The sequence below is a fragment of the Synechococcus sp. CCY 0621 genome (assembly GCF_019038465.1).
Classification (GTDB): Bacteria; Cyanobacteriota; Cyanobacteriia; order PCC-6307; family Cyanobiaceae; genus Cyanobium.
Genome location: NZ_JAFKRH010000015.1, coordinates 39,098 through 62,964, shown reverse-complemented (window position 1 = coordinate 62,964; position 23,867 = coordinate 39,098). Strand labels below are relative to the sequence as shown.

At 68.8% G+C, this 23,867-nt stretch carries 21 protein-coding genes; 5 read left to right on the top strand and 16 right to left on the bottom strand.

All coding sequences use genetic code 11. The features are described 5' to 3' along the window. Nucleotide 1: 1 nt before the first annotated feature. From KUG43_RS05465 to KUG43_RS05455, 3 genes are all read right to left on the bottom strand, one after another. The gene (locus tag KUG43_RS05465) at nt 2–1,102 is read right to left on the bottom strand and encodes an acetate/propionate family kinase (protein WP_216906916.1); all 1,101 of its coding nucleotides are present in this window, start codon (nt 1,100–1,102) and stop codon (nt 2–4) included. Then, the gene (locus KUG43_RS05460; protein ID WP_216906914.1) at nt 1,102–3,531 is read right to left on the bottom strand and encodes a phosphoketolase family protein; all 2,430 of its coding nucleotides are present in this window, start codon (nt 3,529–3,531) and stop codon (nt 1,102–1,104) included. Before KUG43_RS05460 ends, KUG43_RS05465 begins: the two co-directional genes overlap by 1 nt. Before the next feature lie 86 nt (nt 3,532–3,617). Next, a complete protein-coding gene (locus KUG43_RS05455; protein WP_216906912.1) occupies nt 3,618–4,250 on the bottom strand; it encodes a histidine phosphatase family protein in 633 nt (210 codons plus the stop codon). A 100-nt stretch (nt 4,251–4,350) separates the two neighbouring features. Here KUG43_RS05455 and KUG43_RS05450 point away from each other — a divergent pair, with 100 nt between their 5' ends. Continuing rightward, a complete protein-coding gene (locus KUG43_RS05450) occupies nt 4,351–6,585 on the top strand; it encodes a molybdopterin oxidoreductase family protein (RefSeq protein WP_286194425.1) in 2,235 nt (744 codons plus the stop codon). On the opposite strand, the gene KUG43_RS05445 is transcribed toward KUG43_RS05450, so the two are convergent. The 6 genes from KUG43_RS05445 to KUG43_RS05420 all read right to left on the bottom strand — a co-directional run bounded on the left by KUG43_RS05445 (nt 6,556) and on the right by KUG43_RS05420 (nt 13,538). After that, the gene (locus KUG43_RS05445; protein WP_216906910.1) at nt 6,556–7,161 is read right to left on the bottom strand and encodes a Crp/Fnr family transcriptional regulator; all 606 of its coding nucleotides are present in this window, start codon (nt 7,159–7,161) and stop codon (nt 6,556–6,558) included. The genes KUG43_RS05450 and KUG43_RS05445 overlap by 30 nt on opposite strands. Further along, nucleotides 7,158–7,991, bottom strand: a complete 834-nt coding sequence (locus KUG43_RS05440; protein WP_216906908.1) for a nitrate ABC transporter ATP-binding protein — start codon at nt 7,989–7,991, stop codon at nt 7,158–7,160. Before KUG43_RS05440 ends, KUG43_RS05445 begins: the two co-directional genes overlap by 4 nt. A 33-nt stretch (nt 7,992–8,024) precedes the next feature. Beyond that, nucleotides 8,025–10,022 carry an ABC transporter ATP-binding/substrate-binding protein gene (locus tag KUG43_RS05435; RefSeq protein WP_216906906.1) on the bottom strand — a complete coding sequence of 666 codons (1,998 nt, stop codon included), beginning with the start codon at nt 10,020–10,022 and terminating at the stop codon, nt 8,025–8,027. A 2-nt stretch (nt 10,023–10,024) separates the two neighbouring features. Beyond that, complete coding sequence (ntrB, locus tag KUG43_RS05430) at nt 10,025–10,858, bottom strand: nitrate ABC transporter permease (RefSeq protein ID WP_216906904.1); 834 nt, start codon at nt 10,856–10,858, stop codon at nt 10,025–10,027. A gap of 43 nt (nt 10,859–10,901) precedes the next feature. Next, the gene (locus KUG43_RS05425; protein ID WP_216906902.1) at nt 10,902–12,215 is read right to left on the bottom strand and encodes a CmpA/NrtA family ABC transporter substrate-binding protein; all 1,314 of its coding nucleotides are present in this window, start codon (nt 12,213–12,215) and stop codon (nt 10,902–10,904) included. Nucleotides 12,216–12,392: 177 nt separating this feature from the next. After that, entirely contained in the window at nt 12,393–13,538 is a 1,146-nt protein-coding gene (locus tag KUG43_RS05420; RefSeq protein ID WP_216906900.1) for an anthranilate phosphoribosyltransferase, read from the bottom strand. Between the two features lie 209 nt (nt 13,539–13,747). On the opposite strand from KUG43_RS05420, the gene KUG43_RS05415 reads away from it, so the two are divergent. Continuing rightward, nucleotides 13,748–15,340: a ferredoxin--nitrite reductase gene (locus tag KUG43_RS05415; protein WP_216906898.1), complete on the top strand. Its 1,593-nt coding sequence runs from the start codon at nt 13,748–13,750 to the stop codon at nt 15,338–15,340. On the opposite strand, the gene KUG43_RS05410 is transcribed toward KUG43_RS05415, so the two are convergent. Beyond that, entirely contained in the window at nt 15,273–15,704 is a 432-nt protein-coding gene (locus KUG43_RS05410) for a hypothetical protein (protein ID WP_216906896.1), read from the bottom strand. The genes KUG43_RS05415 and KUG43_RS05410 overlap by 68 nt on opposite strands. Before the next feature lie 177 nt (nt 15,705–15,881). Between KUG43_RS05410 and KUG43_RS05405 the strand changes: the two genes are divergently transcribed. Both KUG43_RS05405 and KUG43_RS05400 read left to right on the top strand, forming a co-directional pair. Continuing rightward, on the top strand, nt 15,882–16,631 hold the full coding sequence (locus KUG43_RS05405; RefSeq protein ID WP_216906894.1) for a hypothetical protein: 750 nt from the start codon (nt 15,882–15,884) through the stop codon (nt 16,629–16,631). A 10-nt stretch (nt 16,632–16,641) separates the two neighbouring features. Then, nucleotides 16,642–17,160, top strand: coding sequence for a universal stress protein (locus KUG43_RS05400; protein ID WP_216906892.1), 519 nt, complete (start codon nt 16,642–16,644; stop codon nt 17,158–17,160). Here KUG43_RS05400 and KUG43_RS05395 read toward each other — a convergent pair. Genes KUG43_RS05395 through KUG43_RS05375 form a run of 5 tightly spaced genes read right to left on the bottom strand, consistent with a single transcriptional unit; the run spans nt 17,130 to nt 21,937 of the window. Further along, nucleotides 17,130–18,725 carry a glycine betaine ABC transporter substrate-binding protein gene (locus KUG43_RS05395; protein WP_216906890.1) on the bottom strand — a complete coding sequence of 532 codons (1,596 nt, stop codon included), beginning with the start codon at nt 18,723–18,725 and terminating at the stop codon, nt 17,130–17,132. The genes KUG43_RS05400 and KUG43_RS05395 overlap by 31 nt on opposite strands. Continuing rightward, nucleotides 18,722–20,086: an APC family permease gene (locus KUG43_RS05390; RefSeq protein WP_353617937.1), complete on the bottom strand. Its 1,365-nt coding sequence runs from the start codon at nt 20,084–20,086 to the stop codon at nt 18,722–18,724. The genes KUG43_RS05395 and KUG43_RS05390 overlap by 4 nt, the downstream gene beginning before the upstream one ends. A gap of 23 nt (nt 20,087–20,109) precedes the next feature. Then, on the bottom strand, nt 20,110–21,156 hold the full coding sequence (locus tag KUG43_RS05385) for an oxygenase MpaB family protein (protein ID WP_286194424.1): 1,047 nt from the start codon (nt 21,154–21,156) through the stop codon (nt 20,110–20,112). Nucleotides 21,157–21,166: 10 nt separating this feature from the next. Next, a complete protein-coding gene (locus KUG43_RS05380) occupies nt 21,167–21,712 on the bottom strand; it encodes a DUF924 family protein (RefSeq protein ID WP_216906888.1) in 546 nt (181 codons plus the stop codon). Between the two features lie 3 nt (nt 21,713–21,715). Continuing rightward, nucleotides 21,716–21,937: a hypothetical protein gene (locus tag KUG43_RS05375; protein WP_216906886.1), complete on the bottom strand. Its 222-nt coding sequence runs from the start codon at nt 21,935–21,937 to the stop codon at nt 21,716–21,718. Nucleotides 21,938–22,000: 63 nt separating this feature from the next. On the opposite strand from KUG43_RS05375, the gene KUG43_RS05370 reads away from it, so the two are divergent. Beyond that, nucleotides 22,001–22,759 (top strand): type 1 glutamine amidotransferase, encoded by a 759-nt coding sequence (locus tag KUG43_RS05370; protein WP_216906884.1) that lies wholly within the window; start codon nt 22,001–22,003, stop codon nt 22,757–22,759. Here KUG43_RS05370 and KUG43_RS05365 read toward each other — a convergent pair. Further along, nucleotides 22,704–23,858: an anthranilate phosphoribosyltransferase gene (locus tag KUG43_RS05365; protein WP_286194423.1), complete on the bottom strand. Its 1,155-nt coding sequence runs from the start codon at nt 23,856–23,858 to the stop codon at nt 22,704–22,706. The genes KUG43_RS05370 and KUG43_RS05365 overlap by 56 nt on opposite strands. Nucleotides 23,859–23,867: the final 9 nt, after the last annotated feature.

Genomic DNA, 23,867 nt, shown 5'->3' with positions numbered 1-23,867 from the left:
GTCAGGCGTCCGCCGCAGCGCAGTGGCGGGCGATCACACCCTCCTCATCGGCCGCGACCTGCACCAGCTCGAAGGGCCCCAGCCAGGTGAGCGCCTGCTCCAGCTCCTGCTTCAGCGCGCCATCGTGTTGACCGATGCCGCCGGTGAGGGCCACCACGTCGACCCCCCCCAGGCTGGCGGCCATGGCCCCGATCCCCTGCAGCAGCTGGTGGCGGAACACCGCGATGGCGAGCTGGGCCCCGCCATGACCGTCGGCGGCGGCCAGGCGCAGGTCCTTCATGCTCGGACTCAGCTCCGAGAGGCCCAGCAGGCCGCTCTCCTGCTGCAGGTCCTGGGCGAGCCCCTCCACCGTGGCCCCCCGGCGCAGCCGGTGCAGCAACAGCCCCGGATCCACCGAACCGCTGCGGGTGGCCATCACCAGGCCCTCCATTGGGGTGTAGCCCATCGTGGTGGCGATGCTGCGCCCGCCCCGGATGGCGCAGAGGGAGCAGCCGGCGCCGAGGTGGCAGCTGATCAGCCGCAGGGCTTCGCCGCCGGGGGCATCGGGGCGGCCCTCGGCTTGAGCGCGGCGGGCCACGGTTTCGGCCACGTGCTGATGGTTGAGGCCGTGGAAACCGAAGCGGCGCAGGCCCTCGCTGCGCCAGCGGGCCGGGATCGCGTAGGTGCGGGCCTCCGGCGGCAGGGTGCTGTGGAAGGCCGTGTCGAAGCAGGCCCACTGCTCGATCGCGGGCTTCCAGCCGCTCAGCCAGCGCATCACCCGCAGGGCCGGACCGTTGTGCAAGGGAGCCAGGGGCACCAGTCCCTCCAGCACCTCCAGCACCGCCGCATCCAGCCGGATGGGGGCGGTGAAGCGCTCGCCACCATGGACCACCCGGTGGCCGGCGCGGATCAGCCCATCCCCCCACGCGGCCAGGGCTTCTGGCAGCCAGGCGTCCAGCACCGCCTCAGTGTCTTCGGCGGCGGCGACGCTCCAGCTGCGCTGGTCGCTCCAGAGGCGATCCCCGCCGCGCCCGTGCACCGACACTTTGAGGCTGGAGCTGCCGGCGTTCAGCACCAGCACCTCCCCCGCCGCCGGCGAGTCCGCGGAGGGGGGGGGCGCCATCAGTGCGTGGCGGCGGGCGGGTTCCAGCGCCAGTCGGTCACTTCCGGGGCATCGGTGCCGTGGGTGTGGGCGTAGGCCCGGTGGGACAGGATCGCGTCCTGCATCCGTTCCTTGACGTGGGCGGCGCGGGAGCGCAGGAAGGGCACCCGGTTGACGACGTCGATGACCAGATTGAAGCGGTCGATCTGGTTGTTCATCGCCAGTTCCAGGGGCGTGTTGATGTTGCCCTTCTCCTTGTACCCGCGCACATGGATGTTGGCGTGGTTGGTGCGGCGGTAGGTGAGACGGTGGATCAGCCAGGGGTAGCCGTGGAAGTTGAAGATCACCGGCCGGTCGGTGGTGAACAGGGTGTCGAAGTCCCGGTCGCTGAGGCCGTGGGGATGTTCGTTCGGCTCGGTGAGGGCGAACAGCTTGACCACGTTGATCACCCGGATCCGCAGGCTGGGGATCTCCCGGTGCAGGATCTCCACCGCCGCCAGCGTCTCCTTGGTGGGGATGTCGCCGGCGCAGGCCATCACCACATCCGGCTCATCCGGAGTGGCGCCGCAGTCGTCGTTGCTGGCCCAGCCGACGATGCTGACCCCCTTGGCCACATGGCGCCGGGCCTGCTCCAGGGTGAAGTACTGCAGGTGCTTCTGCTTGTCGGAGACGATGATGTTGCAGACATTGGTTTCCTGCAGGGCCTCCTCCGCCACCGCCAGCAGGCAGTTGGCATCGGCCGGCAGGTACACCCGCACCACGTCACCGCTCTTGTTGCCGGCCAGGTCGATGAAGCCGGGGTCCTGGTGGGTGAAACCGTTGTGGTCCTGCCGCCACACCGTGGAGGAGATCAGGCAGTTCCAGGGGCCGATCGGGGCCCGCCAGGTGGCATGCAGCAGGCAGGATTCCAACCATTTGGCGTGCTGGTTGAACATCGAGGCGATCACATGGGCGAAGGCCTCGTAGGTGTGGAAGAAGCCGTAGCGCCCCGTGAGCAGGTAGCCCTCCATCATTCCCACCAGGGTGTGCTCGCTGAGCATCTCCACCACCCGTCCGCTGCGGGCCAGTTCGCTGCCGTTGAGGTCTTCAGGGAGGAACTCCTCCATCCACACCTTCTTGCTGACCTCGTAGATGGCCTGCAGACGGTTGGAGGCGGTTTCGTCGGGGCCGAACACCCGCATGGAGGTGGGATTGGCGCGGATGATGTCGCGCAGCAGTTCGCCGAGGGGGTAGGTGTTCTCCTCCTCCGTGGCGCCGGGGGCCACCACCTGCACCGCGTAGTCCTCCAGGGGTGGGAACTGCAGCTTGCGGCGGAGCAGGCCGCCGTTGGCGTGGGGGTTGGAGCCCATCCGCCGGTTCCCCTGCGGAGAGAGCGCCTGCAGGTCAGGCCGCAGGGTGCCGTGCGCGTCGAACAGCTCCTCTGGCCGGTAGCTCCTGAGCCACTCCTCCAGCAGCTGCAGCTGTTCCGGATCGGTGTTCGGCACGGCCAGGGGTACCTGGTGGGAGCGCCAGAACCCCTCCAGCTTCTTGCCGTGCAGGGAGGCCGGTCCGGTCCAGCCCTTGGGCGAGCGCAGCACGATCATCGGCCAGGCAGGGCGGACCGCCTCGCCGCTGGCGCGGGCCTCGGCGCGGATCTGCAGGATGCGCCCGGTCGCCTGGTCCATGGCGGCGGCCATGGCCCGGTGCATGGCCATCGGCTCGTGCCCCTCGACGAAGATCGGCTCCCAGCCGTAACCGCGCATCAGGCTGGCCAGTTCCTCGTGGGGAATGCGGGCCAGCAGGGTGGGGTTGGCGATCTTGTAGCCGTTCAGGTGCAACACCGGCAGCACCGCCCCGTCGCCGATCGGATTGAGGAACTTGTTGATGTGCCAGGAGGTGGCCAGGGGGCCGGTCTCGGCTTCGCCATCACCCACGCAGGCCAGGGCGATCAGGTTGGGGTTGTCGAACACCGCCCCGCAGGCGTGCGAGAGCACGTAGCCGAGTTCGCCGCCTTCGTGGATCGAACCGGGGGTTTCCGGGGTGCAGTGGCTGCCGATGTGGCCGGGGAAGGAAAACTGCTTGAAGAAGCGCCGCATCCCTTCAGCGTCCTGGCTTTTGTCCGGATACACCTCGCTGTAGCTGCCATCGAGATAGGTGGGGCCAAGCACCCCCGGGGCGCCGTGCCCCGGTCCCGACAGGTAGATCATGTCGAGGTCGTGGCGGCGGATCACCCGGTTGGCATGGGCCCAGAGGAAGGCCTGGCCGGGGGAGGAGCCCCAGTGCCCCAGCAGCCGTGCCTTGACGTGCTCATGGCGCAGCGGCTGGGCGAGCAACGGGTTGTCCCGCAGATAGATCATTCCAACGGCCAGATAGTTGGCGGCGCGCCACCAGGCATCGATCAGGGACAGCTCCTGCTCCAGTTCCGGCGTCATGGCCAGGGCCTCAAAGGGGGCCATCGTCGAGATGGTCATGGCCGTCACATGCAGGGGGCTGTGAGTTCAACTTTCGCCTGCCCTCGTTAAAAAGTTGGTAAATCAACGGCTCTGCTCCGGGGGGGTCAGGAATCCGACATCCACGGCCCGGATGTGGGGGCGTTCCAGCACTTCACGGCCGGCAGGCCGCGGTAGTCGGAGAGGACCGTGAGCGTGGCGGTGTCGAGCAGGAAGTGGGCGCCGTGGCCGGGCGGCAGCCCGATCCAGCGGGCCACGAACACCCGCAGCAGATGCCCGTGGGCGAACAGGGCCACCCGGCCGCCGCTCTGCTGCAGGCGCCGGATCACCCTGTCGACCCGTTCCCCCACCTGGGCGGGACTCTCCCCGTCGGGACAGCCATCACGGAACACCATCCAGCCCGGCCGATCCCGCTGAATCTCCCTGTTCGTCAGACCTTCGTAGGCCCCGTAGTTCCATTCGACCAGATCGGGCTCCAGGCAGGCCTGTCCGGCCAGGCCCGCCAGCTCGCAGGTGCGGCGGGCCCGTTGCAGAGGGCTGGACAGCACCAGGGAGAAGGGGCTCACCGCCAGGAGCGGCGCCAGCCCGCGGGCGGCCGCCTCCCCCCGCGCGGTGAGGGGGATGTCGGTGCTGCCGGTGTGCTGGCCCGAGAGGCTCCATGCCGTTTCGCCGTGGCGAATCAGCACCACCTCGGCGGTGCCGGTGGGGATGGCGGTGGGGCCGTTCTGAAGCGTTGTCACGGCAGGGCTCTCACGGGAAGACGTCGTGACGCTCACTTAAGCTCGTCATTCCAGCCAGGGTGGTGATGGTGGCGGCCGCCGCTGACGCCCGAACGCCGTCTTGAGCCAACCCGCCACGTCTCCCTCCCCCTCCGACGGCCCGGCCCGGGCCCAGTGCCCCTACTGCGGTGTGGGCTGCGGTCTGGAGATGAAGCCCCCGGCGGCGGCGGGAGGTGGGGCGACCTGGACGGCCCGGGGCGACCGCCACCACCCCTCCTCCCTGGGGCAGGTCTGCGTCAAGGGGGCCACCGTGGGCGAGACCCTGCACCGCAACCGGCTCACCACCCCCCTCTATCGGCAGCGCACCGACCAGTCCTTCGCGCCGATCAGCTGGGATCGGGCCTTTGAGCTGCTGGAGGCCCAGGTGCGCCGCACCCTGGCCGAGAAGGGCCCCTCCGGACTCGCGATGTATGGCTCCGGGCAGTTCCTGACCGAGGACTATTACGTCGCCAACAAACTGATCAAGGGGGCGCTCGGCAGCAACAACTTCGATGCCAACTCGCGCCTGTGCATGAGTTCGGCCGTGTCGGGCTATGTGCGCAGTTTCGGCTCCGATGGCCCCCCCTGTTGCTACGACGATCTGGATCAGGCCGACACGGTGCTGTTGATCGGCACCAACACGGCCGAGTGCCATCCGGTGCTGTTCCAGCGCCTGCTGAAGCGCAAGCGCAAGCAGAAGCAGGCCCTGCAGATCGTGGTGGTGGATCCGCGCGCCACGGCCACCAGCGACGCGGCCGACCTGCATCTGGCGATCCGTCCCGGCACCGATCTGGCCCTGCTGCACGGCCTCGGCCACCTGCTGCTGGAGCGGGGCGGGGTGGACCGGACCTATGTGCAGGCGTCCACCGAGGGTTTCGAGGCGCTGCAGGAGCTCTGGGCGGGCTGGACGCCCGAGCGGGTGAGCCGGTTCTGTGGCATCGAAGAGCAGCAGCTGCGCCAACTCGCGGCCCGCTGGGCCGAGAGCCGTGCGGTCCTCAGTCTCTGGTCGATGGGGGTGAACCAGAGCGTGGAGGGCACCGCCACCGTGGCCGGGATCATCAACCTGCATCTGGTCAGCGGCCAGATCGGCCGGCCCGGTGCGGGGCCCTTTTCGCTCACCGGCCAGCCCAATGCCATGGGGGGCCGGGAAGCCGGTGGCCTGGCCCGGCTGCTGCCGGGCTACCGCTATGTCACCGATGCCGGGCACCGCGCCGAGCTGGAACAGCACTGGGGCCTGGCCCCCGGGGCCATTGCACCGGAATCGGGGCTCACCGTGTGGGAGCAGATCGAGGCGATGGAGCGGGATGCCCTGGGGCTCTGGTGGGTGGCGGCCACCAATCCGCTGGTGAGCCTGCCCTGGCTCGATCGGGTGCGGGCCGCCGTGGCCCGCTGCCCGATGGTGGTGCTCAACGAGGCCTACGCCGGCACCGAGACGGCCGCCATCGCCCACCTGGTGTTGCCGGCGGCGCAGTGGAGTGAGAAGGCCGGGGTGATGACCAATTCCGAGCGCCGCGTCACGTACTGCCCGGCCTTTCGTGCGCCCCCTGGGGAGGCCCGACCCGACTGGGCGATCTTCGCCGAGCTGGGCCGGCGCCTGGGCTTCCAGGACCAGTTCAGCTATGGCTCCTCGGCGGACGTGTTTGCCGAGTTCGTCGCCATCACCAGGGACCGGGTGTGCGATCTGAGTGGGCTGAGCCATGGCCTGCTTCAGGAGCACGGCCCCCAGCAATGGCCGTTCTCCACTGGCACCTGCCCGGGTGGGGGTGCCCCGCGCCTGCACACCTCCGGCCGTTTCCCCACAGCCTCCGGTCGGGCCCGGTTGATCAGCGAGCAGCCCATGGGCCTGGGCGAACCCCCCGATGGCGACTACCCCCTGGTGCTCACCGTCGGCCGCTACCTGGAGCAGTGGCACACCATGACCCGCACCGCCCACGTCGAGCGGTTGCTGCGGCCCCATCCCGAGCCGCTGCTGGAGGTGAACCCCGCTGACGCCCGGCGGCATGGATTGGTCGATGGCGGCAGGGCGGAGGTGCGCTCCCGCCGGGGGGCCGTGACGGCAAAAGTGCGAATCACCGACCGCATCCGGCAGGGCACGGTGTTTCTGCCGATGCACTGGGGAGCGGCCCAGGAACAGGCCTGTGAGGCCAACCGACTGATGCATGAACTGGGCTGCCCGATCTCCCAGCAACCGGAACTCAAGGCCGCCGCCGTGACGCTGAAGCCGATCGTGGGGTCTTCGACGGTGGCGGCGTCTTCAATGGCGCAGCCGTCGGCCGCCAGTGACCCCTCAGCCGATCGGCCCCAGCCCAGCCACTAAGTCGGTGGCTATCGGCTCCACCAGTCCCGGCGCCAACCGCAGGTCACCGGTGGGGCCACGGCAGGTTTCGATCAACCGGGCACGGCGGAGATTTGAAAACTGCTGTGTGACCGTCACTCTTGTGTGTCCGATCAGATCGGCGATCTGGGCGTGGGTGAGCTGGATGGGCAGCACATACCAGTCCTTCTGCCGACGGCCGATGCGTTCGGCCAGCAATCGCAGCAGGGCCGTGAGTCGTTGCTCTGCCGTGGTCAGACGGCGGATCAGCAGCAGATCCACGGCCCAGTCGTTGAGGCTGTGCTGCCCTGGCTGGGGGGCTTCCGCGCCGCAATCGCTCAGCAGAACGGAGGTGATGGCTTCCAGGTGCATGGTGGCTCTCCGCTGAAACTCCAGGGGCAGCTGATCACCGGCCTGGAGGAATCCCAGGGTGATGGGCTGGCCGTCGGTCGCGGATAACGACACCTTCAGCAGCCCTTGCTCGATCAGGAAACAACGGGCCCCATCCTGATGGGCAGGTTCCAGCAGCAGGGTGTGGCCTTCGGCGATGGTCAGCCCGTCATGGCGTTCCAGCCTCACTGGTCATCATGGGCGAAACGGCGGTAAAGGAAGTCCAGGGCGCGGTTGCGGTAGTCGTAGTACTCCGGCATCTCCATCAGCTGGGACCGCTGCCGGGGCCGGGGGAAGGGCAGCTCGAGGATCTCGCCGATCGTCGCCGCCGGGCCGTTGGTCATCATCACGACCCGGTCAGCAAGGAACAGGGCCTCATCGATCGAGTGGGTGATCATCAGCACGGTCACCTTGTGCTCCTGCCAGATCTTGAGCAGCTCTTCCTGCAGCTCCTCCTTGGTGATCGGATCAAGGGCCCCGAAGGGCTCATCGAGGATCAGCACCTTGGGCTGCAGGGCCAGGGCCCGGGCGATCGAGACCCGTTGCTTCATTCCCCCCGACAGACTGCCCGGTTTCTTATCGGCCGCCTCACTGAGCCCCACCATGGCCAGGTGGCTGTCGACGATGGTGCGGGCACCGCCGTTGCGCTTGAGATGTGGGAACACGTTGTTCACGGCCAGGGCGACGTTCTCCGCTGCCGACATCCAGGGCAGCAGCGAATAGTTCTGAAACACCACCATCCGGTCGGGACCGGGTTCGCGGATCGGCACCGACTCCAGCCTCACCTCTCCGCGGGTGGGCTGGCCGAAGCCGGACACCAGATCGAGCAGGGTGGATTTGCCGCAACCGGAATGGCCGATCACACAGATGAATTCCCCCTCCGCCACCTCCAGGCTGATGTTGTCGAGCACGGTGTAGGGCCCCTTCGGGGTGGGGTACACCTTGCTGACCCCATCGATCACCAGGAACGGTTCATTGGAAACGGCTTGGCTGGATGGGGCCGACGTCAGGGTCTGCATGCAGGCGAAGGGGGAAGGGGAAGCGAGGGGCTGTCAGCGGCTGGCCGGTGCGGACAGTGGCGCCGGGGCCACCGTCACCTGGCCCTTGACGGCCAAGAGGTCGAGGTAACCCAGGGGATCGACCGGGTCGAGGCGATCACCGTTGAAGGCCGCAACCGGTGAGGGGGGCTGCGCTGTGGTCGGCAACCCCAGGGCGGCGGCGGCGCTGCGGAACAGGGCGCGGTCCTGCACCCGATCAGCCACCTCCTGCCAGTTGCTGGGGAAGCTGGTCAGGCCCCAGCGCCCAAGCTGGCTCAGGATCCAGACCGCATCAGCCGGGTTGGGTTCGTTGACCTCGGGGCCGAAGAAGCGGTTGAACGACGGCATGACCGTGGGTGCGCCGGTGCCGCGGTCGTAGGCATCGATGAGACCCGGCCGGATCGTCGCCACATCGGTGCCCACGTACTGGCTCTGGGACAGCAGCTCGGCCAGTTCGTCGCGGTGGGCCGGGTCGTCGCAGTAGCGGCAGGCCTCCAGCAGCGCCTGCACCAGGGCCTGGTGGGTGCGGGGGTAGGCGGCCGCCCAGGCCTCTCTCACCCCCAGCACCTTCTCGCAATGGCCATTCCAGAGCTCCACATCGGTGGCGATCACCGTGCCGAGGCCTTCCAGCACGGCGCGGGAGTTCCAGGGTTCGCCGACGCAGTAGCCATCAATGGTGCCCGCCTTCAGGGCGGCCACCATCTGGGGCGGTGGGATCACCAGCAGCTCCACGTCGCGTTCGGGATGGATCCCCGCCGAGGCCAGCCAGGCGCGCAGGATCAAATTGTGCATGGAGGCCGGATGCACCATGGCGAGCACCGGCTTGGTGTTCGGGTGGGCGTCGATCCAGTCTTTGAACTCGGCCAGGGTGGTCACCCCGGCCTCGTGAAAACGGCGGTGCAGGGTGATGGCATTGCCGTTGCAGCTCAAGGTGAGGGCACTCACCATCGGCAGGGGCTCCTGGTCGTTGAAGCCGAGGGTCATGGCGATGGGCATCCCGGCCACCATCAGGGCCCCATCGAGAACGTTCTGGCGGACGTGGGTCTCCAGGGTTTTCCAGTTGCTTTCGCGCCGCAGGCGCACCTGGCTCAGGCCATGCCTGGCGAAGAACCCCATCTCCTGGGCCACCACCAGGGGGAGGCAGTCGGTGAGAGGGATGAAGCCGAGCTCCAGATTCACCTTCTCCAGGCCGTTGCTGGCGATGGGATCCGCGGGCTTGAGGCGCGTCTGCCTGGCCCGGCGCTGTTCCGACAGGAATCCCACGATCTCCGCGCGCAGGGCGTAGTAGCGGGGATGCTCCACCACATTCAGCTGGGTGCGGGGCCGGGGCAGGGGCACCTCGATGATCTGATCGATGTGGGCTTCGGGCCCATTGGTCATCAGCACCACCCGGTCGGAGAGCAGCAAAGCTTCGTCCACGTCGTGGGTGACCATCAAGGAGGTGACCTTCGCCTCCTGGCAGATCTGCATCAGCTGTTCCTGAAGATTGCCCCTTGTCAGGGCGTCGAGCGCTCCAAAGGGCTCATCAAGCAGCAGGAGCTTCGGCCTCAGGGCCAGGGCACGGGCGATGGCGACCCGTTGTTTCATCCCTCCTGAGATTTCCCTGGGATACTTATCGGCGGCGGCCTTCAGCCCCACCAACTGGATGTGGTGCTCAATGATCGAGTCCCGTTCCCGACGATCCTTGGAGGCGATCACGTTGTCCACGCCAAGGGCTATGTTCTCTCGAACCGTGAGCCATGGCAGCAGGGAGTAATTCTGGAAAACCACCATCCGATCGGGGCCTGGATCGGTGACTTCTCTGCCGTTCATCAGAATGCCACCCTGGGTGGCACTGGTGAGACCTGCGAGAAGGTTGAGGAGTGTGGATTTCCCGCAGCCAGAGTGGCCGACGAGCGAGATGAACTCGCCTTCGGCAATAGTGAGAAAAATATCTCGGAGGGCTACATAGGCCCCGCCGCCAGGCAGTTTAAAGGTCTGGGTGACGTGGTCAACGGTGAACAGGGAGGCCATGCTCAGGCGGCTCCTTTGCTGAACTTGCGCCCGGCGAAGGCTACAAGGCGATCGAGGAGCAGGCCAACGATGCCTACATAGATAATGGCAAGAACGATCTGGCTGGAGCTGGAATCTCCACCAGCGTTGTAGGCATCCCAGATAAAGTAGCCAATCCCCCCATCAGCCTTGAGCATCTCGGCGGCAACGATGGCCAGCCATGCCAGACCTACGGCAATGCGCAGACCGGTAAAGACGTAGGGGACTGTGGCGGGAATGACAATCTCTCTGATGTAAGCACCTTTGCGCAATTTCAATACACGGGCAACGTTGGTGTAATCTTGCGGAATCTCGCGTATGCCAACGGCTGTGTTGATAATGATGGGCCAGATGGCTGTGATGAAAATCACAAAAACGGCGGAGGTATTGGCATCCTGAAAGACCATCAAAGAAATGGGGAACCAGGCCAGGGGTGGAACCGTCCGCAGCACTTGAACCACGGGATCAAAGCCCGTGCCAATGAAACGACTCATGCCGAGCATCCCACCGATCGCGATGCCTACGACGGCAGAGAGGCTGTAGCCAATTGCCACACGCTGTAGAGAGATCAGAATCTGCCAGCCCAGTCCCTTGCTGGTCCCGCCGTCGTCGTAGAACGGCTGGCTGATGTAAGGGTCCCATGTCTGCACGACCACGTTAATCGGGCCGGGAAGCCGGGCTTCACCGAGGATGACCGAGAGAATCTGCCAGGCAATCAGAAAACCGCCCACACAAACGATGTAGGGAGTGGCCCTTTTGGCCAATGGTGCCCAGGGAGCCTTGCGGGCCTGTAGGCCTCTGGACGTTGCAACACTCATGATGAAAGGCTAGGTCTGAAAGTGAACAAAGTGGAATGTAGGCTTACTTCAGCGCTTTGATCTTCAGGCTGGCGAGATAGGCCTTGGGATCCTCGGGGTCGAAAACAACTCCATCGAAGAAGGTTTCCTTGCCGCGTGAGTCGCTGGCGGGAATGGCTTTTTCCTGACCGATGGCCTTGGCGGCTTCTTTCCAGAGATCCGATCGGTTGACCTTGTCGATCAGCGCTTTGGTATCAGTGTTTTGTGGTAGGTAACCCCAGCGGATATCTTCTGTGAGGAACCAGAGATCATGGCTCTTGTAGGGGAAAGAGTGGGAGTTGGTGTCCTGCCAGAAGTGCATCCGCAGTGGCGAATCGGTAACGCTGCGACCATCTCCGTAGTCAAAGGTGCCGGCCAGGCGTGGTTTGATGTCTTCGACACTTGTTTTGAAGTATTTATCCTTTGAGGTGATCTCACAGAGTTCATCCAGGTTGGCCGGGTCTTGGCACCAGATCTGGGCTTCCTGCACGGCCTTCAACATGGCCATGGTGGCCTTTGGGTTCTTGTCTGCCCAGTCGGCGCGGATCGAGAAGGCTTTCTCGGGATGATCCTTCCAGAGCTCGCCCGTGATGGCGCCGGTGTAGCCGATCTTCTTGTTGACAGCCCGCTGATTCCAGGGTTCTCCCACGCAGAAGGTGTCCATGGTGCCCGTCTGCAGGTTGGCGATCATCTGGGCCGGAGGTACCACCACCAAGTCGGCTTCGGTGTTGGGGTCGACGCCGTTGGCGGACAGCCAATAACGCATCCAGAGGTCGTGGGTGCCCCCAGGGAACGTCACGGCTGCTTTGAGCAGCTTGCCGCCGGCTTTCTTGCGATCAGCGATCGCCTTGATCTTGGGATCGCTGATGGTGACTTTCTCCTTGAGAAATTCATTGGAGAGGGAAAGTCCCTGACCATTCACATTGAGCCGCGCCAGGATGTACATCGGCAATGGCTGGGAGCTCTTGGTGATCGTCCCTGCCGTGAGCAGATAGGGCATTGGGGTGAGAATGTGAGCCCCATCGATGCCACCGCGTTCGGCGCCTAGTTCCAGGTTGTCGCGGGTGGCGGCCCAGGAGGTCTGCTTGATGACCTTCACATCGGGCATGCCGTGCTTGGCAAAGAAGCCCTTTTCCTTGGCGATGATCAGGGGTGAGGCATCCGTCAGGGCGATGAAGCCAAGGGTGGCACCCTTCACCTCAGTGTCGCCGCCGGCGTCGGAGGCGGCAGGGGCCGAACTGGTGCTGGATGGCTTGCTGCCACAGGCACTCAGCCAGATGGCTCCGGCCGTGGTGCCGGCGGCGGTGATCAGAAATTGACGACGGGAAAGATTCGACATGAAGCCGGAGGGAGAGCCAGAGAGGACCGGAGGAATGCACCTTCAGGTGCATGTTTTCTCAGGACGGGCCTCACAACAAAGGGCACCGCGCTGGCGAAGAGTTGAAGAGCTGGCGCGCAGGCTGACCAACCACAGATAAAGAGACCACGCCAACAGCCCCCTCAAGAGTCGCGTCGGTTACCGATTCGGAAGTTGCCGGCGCAGGCGTTCGCCGCTGCCGGCCAGAAGCAGGCCCGTGGCCCGTTCCAGGGCCTCCTCGAGGCGCTCGCAGCGCCCGGCGAACCACAGGTAGGCCGCCACGTTCCAGCGCAACGCCGGTGCCAGGGGTCCTTCCCCGCAGAGCGCGGCCATCGCCTGCGCCCGCCACATCTCCAGGTTCTCCCAGGCCACCTCGGCAGTGGCGATGCCATGGTCGCGCGGGTGGAGCAGGATCCGTTCGGGCACGCCCTGGCGCACCCGGGCGGTGATGCCGGCGCGGGAGGTGGGCAGGTCGGTGGAGCCCTCCAGTCCTTTCACCGTCAGCAGGTCGGCTTCCCCACCGTCCTGCAGGGCCTGCCAGGCGCGGGTCTCCGTGGGTGGGTGCACAAAGCCGCTCACCAGCAGGTGATCACCCCGGTGCGGTGTCCACAGCAGCTCGAGGCTCGCCACCGGCGGGCGTTTGCCGATGGCATCCCTCACCGGCACCAGCCGCTCGGCCCAGGGGAAATGGTCGGGCTGGTGGGTCAGGGCCAGCCCATGGCGATCGAGGCGTTGCTGGACCATGCTGAGTGGCAGGCCGCTCCAGGTGATGCCGATCGCCTCGAACAGCTCGGCCAGGGTGATCCCGAACTTCACCGGCATGGGGTCCCCGCCATGCAGCACCACTGGCAGGTCGTCGCTGGCCAGCACCAGGGCCACCAGGGGCAGCAGGGGGGCGGTCCGGCTGCGGCCGTCGTAGGGCACCCCGAAACAGAGGGGTCGGCGACCCGGTGTCTCCAGCACCGGCCCGAACTGGCGGTAGCTGTCGAGCATGCCGGCGAGCTCGGTGGGGTGGGGGCGACGGATGCGATGGGCGATCAGGAAGGCTCCCATCTGGGCGTCATCGACCAGGCCCTGAAGCATCAGGTCCATGGCTTCACGGGCTTCCTGCCGATCCAGGCCGGTGCTGGTGTGTTCGCCGCTGCCCACTTTGCCGATCAGCTCACGGAAGCGGGCCCGCTCCGGGCCGAGCGCCCGCAGGCGCACCTGGCGCCGCTCTTCCGCGGCGTCCCCTGCCGGCACCGTTCCCTCCTGAAATGCAGCGTCGGGTCCCAGGCTTGTCGGTTCTGGTAGCAGTGACGACATGGGAGGGCGGTTCCATGCAAGAAACTAACGCGTGTTGGTCGGTGGGTCCGCGCAGCTTCCTTCGGCGCTCCCCAACAGTCGATCCTTTCCGACGACGCAGCTCTCATCGGCGTCCCGGCTTCAGGCCACCCCCCAAGGTTGCTTGCGTCCTCCTGCCAGGCAGGGATTCTCCGTGTGGCCGGCCATGCGGACCGCCGTTTTCGCATGACATGAACAGCCCCGACACCAGCACCGGCACCAGTTCCGAGCTCTCCACCCCGCCAGCGGCCAGCCTCAGCAAGGTCGAGCAGGCCAAGGCTGACCTCTGCGGCCTGGATCTGGAGCCCCGGCTGGCCGCACTGGCCGCCCAGGGTTGGGAATCCCTCGACGAGGCCACCCTCACCATCCGTCTCAAATGGCTGGGCATCTTCTTCCGACCGGTCACCCCCGGGCGCTTCATGGTGCGGCTGCGCTTGCCCAACGGGGTGATCCGCTCCGACCAGCTGGAGGTGCTGGCCGATGTGGTGGATCGCTGCGGCGACCACGGCAGCGCCGACATCACCACCCGCCAGAACCTGCAGCTGCGCGGGTTGTTGCTGGAGGACATGGCCCCCCTGATGGAGGCCCTGGAGCAGGTCGGGCTCACCAGCCGCCAGTCCGGCCACGACAACCCCCGCAACATCACCGGCAACCCCCTGGCGGGCATTGATCCGGAGGAATTTCTCGATACCCGTCCCCTGGTGACGGCCATCCAGGCGCGCCTGCTGGCCGTTGACGGGCCCCGCAACCTGCCGCGCAAGTTCAACGTGGCCGTGGGTGGCGCTCCCGACAGTTTCCTGTTGCACAACGACCTCGCCTTCCTGCCCGCGCCCCACCCGCAGGACCCGGCAGCGCCGCTCGGCTTCACGGTGATGGTGGGCGGCTTCTTCTCGGCCCAGCGCAACGAACTGGCGATTCCCCTGGGGGTGTGGCTGCGGGGCGATCAGCTGGCCGATTTCACCCTGGCCCTCCTGCAGCACTACGAGATCCATGGCAACCGGGTGCAGCGCAACAAGAGCCGGCTGATGTATCTGATCGACAGCCTGGGGCTGGAGCCCTATCGCACCGCCGTGATCGAGGGCTATGCCCGGCTGGCCGGGGTGCCGGCCTCAGCGGTGCTGCCCCACGATGGCCGCCATCTGGTGAGCCGGGCGCCCCGCGATGGCCTGGGCCTGCAGGCCCAGAAGCAGGAGGGATGCCACTGGGCGGGCCTGCACGTGCCGATGGGGCGCCTGGATGCGGAGCAGATGCTGGAACTGGCGCGCCTGGCCCGCGATTACGGCAGCGGCGAGCTGCGCTTCACCGAAGCCCAGAACGTGCTGATCGTCGATGTCCCGGACCACCGGCTGGGGGCCCTGCGGGCCGAGCCCCTGCTGCAGCGTTTCCGGCTCGAGCCGGGGCCCCTTCAGGCTGAAGCGGTCAGCTGCACGGGCAGCCGCTACTGCAGCTTCGCCCTGATCCCCACCAAGAGCACCGCCCAGGCCGTGATCGATGAGCTGGAGCGTCGCCTGGAGCTTCCCCAGGCGGTGCGTACCCACTGGACCGGCTGTCCCAATGCCTGCGGCCAGCCCTACATGGGCCAGATCGGCCTGATGGGCGCCAAGGCCCGCCAGGACGGTCTGATGGTGGAGGCGGCGAAGATCTTCCTGGGCGGGTCGATGGGCCAGGAGCCACGGCTGGCCGAACTGCACGAGAAGGGTGTTCCTCTCAGTGAGCTCAGCGACGTGCTGGAAGCGCTGCTGGTGGAACGTTTCGGCGCCCGGCGGCGGACGACCCTCGCCTGAGGGCTCGGCTGCCCCAGGGGAAACGCCTGCCCCGGGGAACCTCCGGGTGCCAGCCACGGTCCAGCATGGCCAGCGTGGCCCTGTCCTTCAGATCCTGCCCTCCGTAAAGAAGCCGGATGACCCGTTCGGGATCAATCTCCAGGGCCGCCACTTCCTGCCAGAGCTGGGCCGCCCGATCCCTGTCGGCCCTGATGAACTGGGCGTCGGCCAACTGGGCCACCAGTGTCAGCAGCAGCTGGCGTTCTTTCTGCTCAACAGGCCCGAGCGTTCGCGGCGTCTCGCTGGGCCGGCCCCATCGCCGCGTCTCGGCCCGTTGCCGTCGGCTGGGGGGGTGGGAGATGGCATCGGTTCCGCTGAAGGCCATGGGACGCCTGCCCTGCGAATGGACTGCCTTCGTTGTAGCCCTGGGGCCTCCACACCCCTGGACTGGGGCATTAAACGTATCAATGGCGACCGTTCATGGGGAGGCTGGCCCTGCCCGGCAAGCCGGTGGATCGGGCGGAGCTGCTGGCGGCTCGCGGTGGTCCCGGGAGGTTCATCCTTGACCCGGCAGCCTCCTTTCCTGGCCCTGCCCCAGCACCTGCCTCCAGCCGGCAGCCCCGATCGCTGGCCCTGGCTGCGGCGTCTGCGCGGTCAGGACGGCCTCGATCTGGAGCCCTGGCTGGAGGCGATCGAGGGCCACGGCCTGGTGCCCGATGCCGATCTGCTCGCGGCGCTGGCCGGGCGGCTCGATGGCGCCGCGGCGAGCCGATTACTGGCCTGGTGGCTGGCCGAACCGGAGGCGGATCCCGCCTTGCTGAGCCTGATCGGCCGGATCCGTGACCGACGCTGCAGGGCCTTGCTGCGGCAGGCCCTCCCCTTGCCAGGGGAGGTCACTGACGCGCCGGTGGCCGCTGGGAATGGGTCCATCGACAGGATGGCTGTTCTGTTGCCGCTGCTGGGCCACCAGCGCGATCCCGAGGATTTCCAGCTGTTGCGCCAACGGGTCCTGGCCCCCCTGCCGCTGCAGCAGCGCCGCGCGGCCCTTGAGGGGCTGGCGGTGGGGCTCGCCGCCTGGCCGGCGGCTCCCCTACGGCAGACCCTGCGCCACCTCATCGGAGATCTCGATCCCGCTCTGGCGGCGACGGCCGTGGATCTGCTGGCCCGTCTGCCGGAGGGATTGACGGACCTGGCCGGCCTCGATCGGGGCCGGTTGGCCCCGGAGCTGGCGCGACGGGTGGAGCGGCGCCTCGCCGGGGCGGGTGTGGTCATGGCTGCCGGGCGATCATGGAGGTCACCCCAGCGCGCATGAGGCGAGGCCGATGTTCCGTCACCTGCTGGTGCCCACCGACGGCTCCGATCTCTCCGATGGCACCATCCGCCGGGCGGTGAGCTACGCCCGCGAGACCGGGGCCACCATCACCTTCTTCCACGCCCTCGCCAACCTGGCGATGCCGCCGCAGGCGTCGATCTACGGTGATCCGGTGTTGCTCGACCCCGCCGTGGTGGAGCAGTTCGGCAAGGCGGAGCGGGCTTACGCGGCCGCGCTGCTGGAGCGGGCCCGGGGGATGGCGGAGGAGGCCGGCGTCGACTGCGACACGGCCGTCGGCAATCACCCGGTCGTCTACGAGGCGATCATCGAGGCCGCCAACCGCCACGGCTGCGACCTGATCTTCATGGCCTCCCACGGCCGCCGCGGCCTGGCCGGGCTGCTGCTGGGCAGCGAGACCCAGCAGGTGCTGACCCACACCGACCTGCCCGTGCTGGTGTTTCGGCGCCCCGGGCCCGCCGCCGGCAACGATCAGGAGGTTCAGCCGGCCCCGGTCGCCCCGGCCTGCTGAAGCCGCCAGCGGCGCACCACCTCGGCGACGCCCAGGCCGTCGAGGTCGACCTGGGCATTGAGGCGCTGTATCGTGGCGGCGGAGATCCGGCCGGCCAGGGCGTCGATCACGGGCACCAGCTCCGGGCGCCGCTGCAGGCTGGCGGCGTTGAACACCGGCACCGCGTCGTAGGGCGGGAAGTAGTGGCGGTCGTCCCGGAGCTGCTGCAGGTCGAGGGCGGGGATCAGACCGTTGGTGGTGTCGCCGGCGATCAGGTCGACGCGCCCCTCGGCCAGGGCCCGGTAGGTGAGACCCAGATCCATGGCCTCGGGCGGCTGGGCGAAGCGCAGCCCATAGCGCCGGGCCAGGCCGCTGAAGCCATCCGGCCGGTTGAGGAATTCGTAGCCGAAGCCAGCCCGCCAGCTGGGGGTGTGGGGGGCCGCTTCGCTGATCGTGGTGATCCCCAGCCGCCGGGCTTCGGCGCGGCGCACCAGGATCGCGAAGCTGTTCTCGAAGCCCAGCGAGGGGAACACGGTGAGCCCGAAGCGTTCGCCATAGAGCCGGCGCGTTTCCTCAAACACCCGCCGCGCCGGATCGGGCGTGTCCGGTGGTGGCGGGGGCTGGTCCAGCAGGGTGGTCCAGGCGGTGCCGGTGTACTCCACATAGCCGTCGATGCGGCCGCTGCGCACGGCGGCGTGGATCAGGCCGGTGCCCCCCAGGCCGAAGTCGCGCTGCACCTTCAACGGGGTGGCGGCCTCGATCTGCTGGGCCAGCAGTTCCCCCAGGATCAGCTGCTCGGTGAAGCTCTTGCTGCCGATCCGCACCGTGCCTGTGTTGGCGGGCGGCAGCAGCCGCAGCGCCAGCACGGCCCCCAGGGCCAGGCCCGCCAGAGCCCAGGCGAGCCGCAGCAGCCGTCGCCGCCCGCCGCTGGGACCCTTGGCGCGGGGCTGGGCCAGCCGCCGTTCCAGCAACCCCAGGCCGCCGTCGGCCAGCAGGGCGATGGCGGCCGCCGGCAGGGCCCCGGCCAGGATCAAGCCGTTGTTCACCGTGGCGATGCCCCGGAAGATGAACACCCCCAGGCCGCCGGCGCCGATGGCGGCGGCGATCGTGGCCACCCCGACGCCGATCACCGTGGCGACCCGGAGGCCGGCCATCAGGGTGGGCAGGGCCAGGGGCAACTCCACCCGCAGCAGCACCTGGCGGCCGCTGAGTCCGAGGGCCTGCCCGGCCTGCTTCAGCCCCGGAGGTACCTGGGCCAGGCCGGTGACCAGACCCCGCAGCAGGGGCAGCAGGGCGTAGAGGGTGAGGGCCACGATCGCCGGTGTGGTGCCGATGCCCCCCAGCAGCGGCACAGTGAGCAGCAGGCCGAAGATCGCCAGGCTCGGCACCGTCTGCACCGTGCTGGCCAGGGCCAGCACCGGCCCGGCCCAGCGGGGCCGGCGGCTGATCCACAGGCCCAGCGGCAGGCTGATCGCCAGGGCCAGGCCGATGGCGCTGCCCACCAGCAGCAGGTGTTCGCCGCTGCGCTGCAGGATCTCCCCCGCCAGGGCGCCGTCCCACCAGGCCGGCGGCCAGCGCGAGGTCATGGTGCCTCGGCCGGCATCAGGGCCCGGGTGGCCTGGAACACCGGCACGCTGACGCCGATCAGCAGCAGGGCCCAGCCGCTGTTGGCGGTGTCGTTGAGCAGGGCGCCGACCAGGAAGGCGATGGATCCCACGAGCACGATGGCGGTGCTCCACGGGTGGCCCCAGGCCTTGAACGGCCTTGGGCGCTCCGGCTCCCGCCGGCGCAGCACGAACAGGCAGACGATCCCCACCAGGTAGAGGCTCACGTAGAGGAACGCCGCCAGCCCGAGCAGGATGGTGAAGTCGCCGGCAAGCACCAGCAGGGCCGAGGCCAGGCTGGTGAGCACCAGGGCCACGGTGGGGGTGCCGCCCCGGTTGACCCGGTCGACCAGGGGGCTGAACAGCTTGTCGCGGCTGAGGCCGTAGAGGATGCGGGGGGCGCCCATGATCGAGGCGTTGATCAGGCCCGCCAGGGACACCAGCGCCAGCACGGTGATCGCCTGGCCGCCGAAGGCGCCGAACAGCAGGGCAGCCGCATCCGCAACAGGCAGGCTGGAGACGGCGATCACCTTCAGGGGCAGCACCCGCAGCAGGGCCAGGTTGAACAGGGTGTAAATGGCGATCACGGCCAGCACCCCGCCGATCAGGGAGCGGGGCAGGTCCTCCTGCGGCTCGCTGAACTCCTCGGAGAAGTAGATGGGGCTGTGCCAGCCGTCATAGGTGGTGACGATCGCCTGCAGGGAGAACACCAGCGCCACCGCCATCCCCGTCCAGCCCGAGGGGGTGGCCAGGGCCGTCGCCGTGGTGGGGATCGCTGCGCTGGCGGCGGCGCGGCTGTCGGGGCCGCCCAGGAGAAAGCAGGCCGCCACCACCGCCAGGAAGGCGGTCGCCTTGGCCAGGCTCAGCAGCTTCTGGCTGCCGCTGCCGGCCTCCACCCCCAGCAGCTGGATGAGGGTGAACAGGGCCACCACCCCCAGCCCCAGCAGCTTTCCAGGCAGCTCCAGGCCCGGCACCAGGAACAGCGCGTAGTCGCCGATCGTGACCGCCACCCAGGCGATGCCGGTGCAGTGGCCGATCCAGTCCATCCAGCCCACGGTGAAGCCGGCGGCATCCCCGAAGCAGCGCCGGGCGTAGACGTACCAGCCGCCGGCCAGGGGCAGGCTGGCCCCCAGCTCCGCCACGGCGATGGCGCCGAGCAGGGCAAAGAGGCCGCCGGCCAGCCAGGCCGCCACCACCCAGGGGCCACTGCCCATCTGAGCGGCCACCAGGCCGGGGGTGCGCAGGATGCCGGCGCCGAGGGTGCCGCCCACGGCGCCGGCGATGCCGAAGGTCACCCCCAGCACGTTGAGCAGGCGGCCCGGCGACTCCAGCTCCGGGTTCACCGGATCGGGGGGAGCGGAGCGGGTCAGGAGGCGATCACCCGTTCCAGCAGGGCCTGGAGCTCCTCCAGTTCGTGGCGGCTCAGCAGCCAGTCGCCCTGCTGATCCTTGGTGACGCGGGCCTCGATGATCCAGCCGTCCTCCGTGCGCGCGACGGCGAAGTGGGGGGACTGGAAGGGGGCGACCATGGGCTGGGGGGAAGGGAGCGGTACCTCCTGCTTAGCCAGATCCGCCAGCAGCGGCGGTGGGCCCAGCTGCTCGAGCCGGAACGTGGCGCCGTAGCTGGGAGTGGGCTGCTGGGAATAGAAGCGGGCGGCGGCGGGTCGGCCCAGGCGGCGGCGGGTGCTGGCCACCAGGGCGGCGGCCCGGCTGCGGGTCCGCAGGGCCTGCAACACCAGCGTCTGCAGCCAGTCGGGCGACGTGCTCCAGCCCAGGGCCTCGCAGGTCTGGCGATCCAGCAGGCCCAGCAGACCTCGCCGCAGGGCGGGGCGCAGGAGCGCGGGCCAGTCGGCCAGCAGCATGGCCAGGGTGGCCTCGGCGATGCGCCGGTTGGTGGCTGCCGGGGCGAAGGCCTCCCGCTCCACCCGTTCGTTCAGGGCCAGCAGCGCCTCGAGGCTGCCCGGCAGGGCCGCGATGCCCATCCGCTCGCCCACCCCGCACCAGAAGCGGAACAGGTGCTCCTGCTCCAGGGGCGTCAGCGGCCGCCACCCGTAGCGGGCCAGCCAGCGGATCGGCTCGGCCACGAAGGTGGAGAGCACATAGAGGAAATCGTCGTTGCTGATCGCGTAGTGGCCATGGATGCGATTCATGCGCTCGATCACCGCAGTCCCGGCCGGGCTGTCTGGGCCATGGCGCAGCAGTTCGGCCACCATCAGCCCGGTGTCGTCGTAGCGCTTGCGGGGCCGGCGCTCGAATTCCCCGGTGCGGGCCAGCAGCCCGGAGATGGAGGGCACACAGAAGGTCTTGAGCAGGGCCAGTTCCAGGGCCCGGGTGAGGTCCCAGGAGAACAGCTCTCCCGCCAGGCGATGGGCGGTGGCTGCGGCGGCGCCTGGGGGGTCGGTGGGGGAGTGCATCGGGCGGGGGTCAGAAACGGGAGCCGGGCTGCAGCAGGAAGGCCACCTCCTCGCTGGTGCTGGGACGGCCGAGGGCCTGGTTGCGATGGGGAAAGCGACCGAAGCGGGCGATCACCGCCTGGTGGCGGCGGGCGAACTCCGCGGTGCGGGCATCGGTGTGGCGCTCGAACAGGGGCAGACCCAGCTGCTGCAGGGCCATCTCCTCGCTGTGCATCAGGGGCATCAGCCAGAACGGCCGCCGTTCCGCTGCCGGCTCCGCTTCCACCCAGCCGGACTTCAGGGCACGCAGGGTGAGGGCCTGGGCCTGCCCGTCCCCGGCGAAGGCACGGGCCTGGTCGCGCCAGATCTGACGGGGGAACTGGTCGAGCACCAGCAGCAGGGCGAGGGCGTCATGGGCGGTCTCGCCCCAGGGGGCCAGGCCGCCGGCCAGGGCCTGGGCGGTGAGCTCCCCGAAGCGTTCCCGCACGGCCCGGTCGCCCTCGGCGCCTGGCCGGAACCAGGCGGAGGGGGGGATCTCCTCGAACCAGAAGCGCAGCACCTCCTCCGGGGTCGGCATGGCTCAGGCGAAGCAACGGTGCAGAAGAAAGGGAAGCACCAACAGCGTCAGCGCCACGATCAGCAGGACGGCAAGGTTGCTGAGGACGTAGGGGACCACCATCAGCAGCACCCCGCAACACAGGGCCACGGCTTGGTCCTGCTTCTTGCCGTAGATCGTGTAACCCAGACCAACCGAGCTGATCAACAGCGCCAACAGCTGGCCGATGCTCGGATCACGGCGCATGGATCCTGGCCTGGACCGACGGACGCCCCCATGCTGGGGCTCCCATCGCTGTCCTGCCCACCCATGACCCACCTGGTGGTGCTCCAGCACCTGGAGCGGGAAGGCCCGGGGCGCTTCGCCGAGGAGGCCCGACGCCGGGGCTGGGCGGTGACGGTGTGCCGGCCCGACCGGGGGGAGCCCTGGCCCCGGCTCGGACCCGACCAGGCCCTGCTGGTGCTGGGTGGACCCATGGGTGTCGCTGACATCGGTGCGCCGTCGTTCCCCTGGCTGGAGGGGGAGGTGGCCCTGCTGCGGGAGTGCCTGGAGTGCGAGCGCCCGGTGATCGGCCTGTGCCTGGGGGCCCAGCTGCTGGCCTTCGCCGCCGGGGGCCAGGTGGTGCCGCTGATGGCGGGGGAGCCGCCCGTGCGGGCCTACGAGGTGGGCTGGGGGCCGGTGGCCTGGACCCCAGCCCAGGGGCAGGAACCGGTGCTCGCCGGGCTCGGAGAGGCCATGCCGGCGCTGCACTGGCATGGGGACCGGATCCAGCTGCCGGCCGCGGCCACCCTGCTGGGGTCCACGCCCCTCTGCGCCGAGCAGATGTTCCGGATCGGCCACCATGCCCACGGGCTCCAGTTCCACGTCGAGGTGACGGAGCCCGCCCTGCAGACCTGGCTCGAGGAAGACGGCGACTATGTGCGGATGGCCCTCGGGCCGGATGGGGTCGAGCTGTTGCGGGCCGGCCACGTCCGCTGGGGCGAGGAGGGGGAGCGCCAGGGGCGCCGGCTGATCAACAACCTGCTGGATCGGGTCGCTGACCTGCTGGGGGGCTATCCCCTGCTGTGAGGGCCAGCCCGTCGGCCAGCTGGCGGCGGCGGTGCTCCACCGCCCCATCCTCCAGCAGCCGCTCCGCCAGGGTCAGCCCCGCCTGGAGGCTCTCGCTGATCCCGGCGCGCCAGAGCAGAAAGCCACCGTTCCAGACCAGCCCAGCCGCCAGTGGCCCCGAAGCGTTCAGGGCGTCCCGGGCCTGGCCCTGCCACTGCCCCACGCTCTCCAGTGGCACCTCGGGCGCCCCCAGGCCGTGGTCCCGGGCCCGCAGGATCAGCCGCTCAGAGTCTCCCGCCTGCCGCTGGGAGGCGATCGCCACCCGGTTGGTGGGCAGCTCCACGCCCCCCTCCATCCCCTTGATCAACAGCAGCTCGTCCTGGCCGGTGGCGGCCAGGGCCAGGCGGGCCAGCCGTTCGGTGGGGGCATGAACGAAGCCGCTGACCTGCAGGTGGGGGCCGTCGTGGCAGCTCCACAGCAGTTCGAGGGTGGCGATCGGCGGGCGCTTGCCGATCTGCTCCCGCACAGGCACCAGCCGCTCGGCGGCCGGGAAGTGGGCCGGCTGGTGCATCAGGGCCATCCCTTCCTGGGTGAAGTGGCGGTTCACCGTGCTCCAGGGAAGGTCGCGGCGGTCGAGATCGAGGGCGGCCAGGGCCTCGGCCGTGGTGAAGCCGTACTTCACCGGCATCGGACCACCGCCGTGAAGCACCACCCCGACGCCGGCCGTCACCAGCAGCAGGGCCACCAGGGGCAGCAGCGGGGCGGAACGGCTGCGGCCATCGAAGGGCACCCCGAAGCTGAGCACCCGGCGCGGCGTTGCCGCCAGCCGGGGTCCCCGCCGCCGGTAGCTGTCCAACAGACCAGCCAGCTCCTGGGGTTCCGGACGCCGCAGGCGGTGGGCGATCAGGAAGGCCCCGGCCTGGGCGTCGCTGCAGCGACCGTCGAGCAGGAGATCGAGGGCTTCGCCGGCCTCGGCCCGGCTCAGGGCCCGGCCGCTGCGTTCGCCGCTGCCCAGGGCGGCGACCAGCTCGCGGCAGCGGCAGCGGTCGGCCCCCAGGGTGTCGCCCTGCTGCTGACGCCGCTGCGGCGTCCAGGCCTCACGGGAGCTCGGCGTCGACATGCGCGGCGG

Bases quoted from the DNA above. Each gene is read 5' to 3' on its own strand.
- KUG43_RS05465 (WP_216906916.1), bottom strand. From the start codon at position 1,102: ATGGCGCCCCCCCCCTCCGCGGACTCGCCGGCGGCGGGGGAGGTGCTG.
- KUG43_RS05460 (WP_216906914.1), bottom strand. From the start codon at position 3,531: ATGACCATCTCGACGATGGCCCCCTTTGAGGCCCTGGCCATGACGCCG.
- KUG43_RS05440 (WP_216906908.1), bottom strand. From the start codon at position 7,991: ATGCAGACCCTGACGTCGGCCCCATCCAGCCAAGCCGTTTCCAATGAA.
- KUG43_RS05435 (WP_216906906.1), bottom strand. From the start codon at position 10,022: ATGGCCTCCCTGTTCACCGTTGACCACGTCACCCAGACCTTTAAACTG.
- ntrB (WP_216906904.1), bottom strand. From the start codon at position 10,858: ATGAGTGTTGCAACGTCCAGAGGCCTACAGGCCCGCAAGGCTCCCTGG.
- KUG43_RS05425 (WP_216906902.1), bottom strand. From the start codon at position 12,215: ATGTCGAATCTTTCCCGTCGTCAATTTCTGATCACCGCCGCCGGCACC.
- KUG43_RS05420 (WP_216906900.1), bottom strand. From the start codon at position 13,538: ATGTCGTCACTGCTACCAGAACCGACAAGCCTGGGACCCGACGCTGCA.
- KUG43_RS05415 (WP_216906898.1), top strand. From the start codon at position 13,748: ATGAACAGCCCCGACACCAGCACCGGCACCAGTTCCGAGCTCTCCACC.
- KUG43_RS05410 (WP_216906896.1), bottom strand. From the start codon at position 15,704: ATGGCCTTCAGCGGAACCGATGCCATCTCCCACCCCCCCAGCCGACGG.
- KUG43_RS05400 (WP_216906892.1), top strand. From the start codon at position 16,642: ATGTTCCGTCACCTGCTGGTGCCCACCGACGGCTCCGATCTCTCCGAT.
- KUG43_RS05395 (WP_216906890.1), bottom strand. From the start codon at position 18,725: ATGACCTCGCGCTGGCCGCCGGCCTGGTGGGACGGCGCCCTGGCGGGG.
- KUG43_RS05385 (WP_286194424.1), bottom strand. From the start codon at position 21,156: ATGCACTCCCCCACCGACCCCCCAGGCGCCGCCGCAGCCACCGCCCAT.
- KUG43_RS05380 (WP_216906888.1), bottom strand. From the start codon at position 21,712: ATGCCGACCCCGGAGGAGGTGCTGCGCTTCTGGTTCGAGGAGATCCCC.
- KUG43_RS05375 (WP_216906886.1), bottom strand. From the start codon at position 21,937: ATGCGCCGTGATCCGAGCATCGGCCAGCTGTTGGCGCTGTTGATCAGC.
- KUG43_RS05370 (WP_216906884.1), top strand. From the start codon at position 22,001: ATGACCCACCTGGTGGTGCTCCAGCACCTGGAGCGGGAAGGCCCGGGG.
- KUG43_RS05365 (WP_286194423.1), bottom strand. From the start codon at position 23,858: ATGTCGACGCCGAGCTCCCGTGAGGCCTGGACGCCGCAGCGGCGTCAG.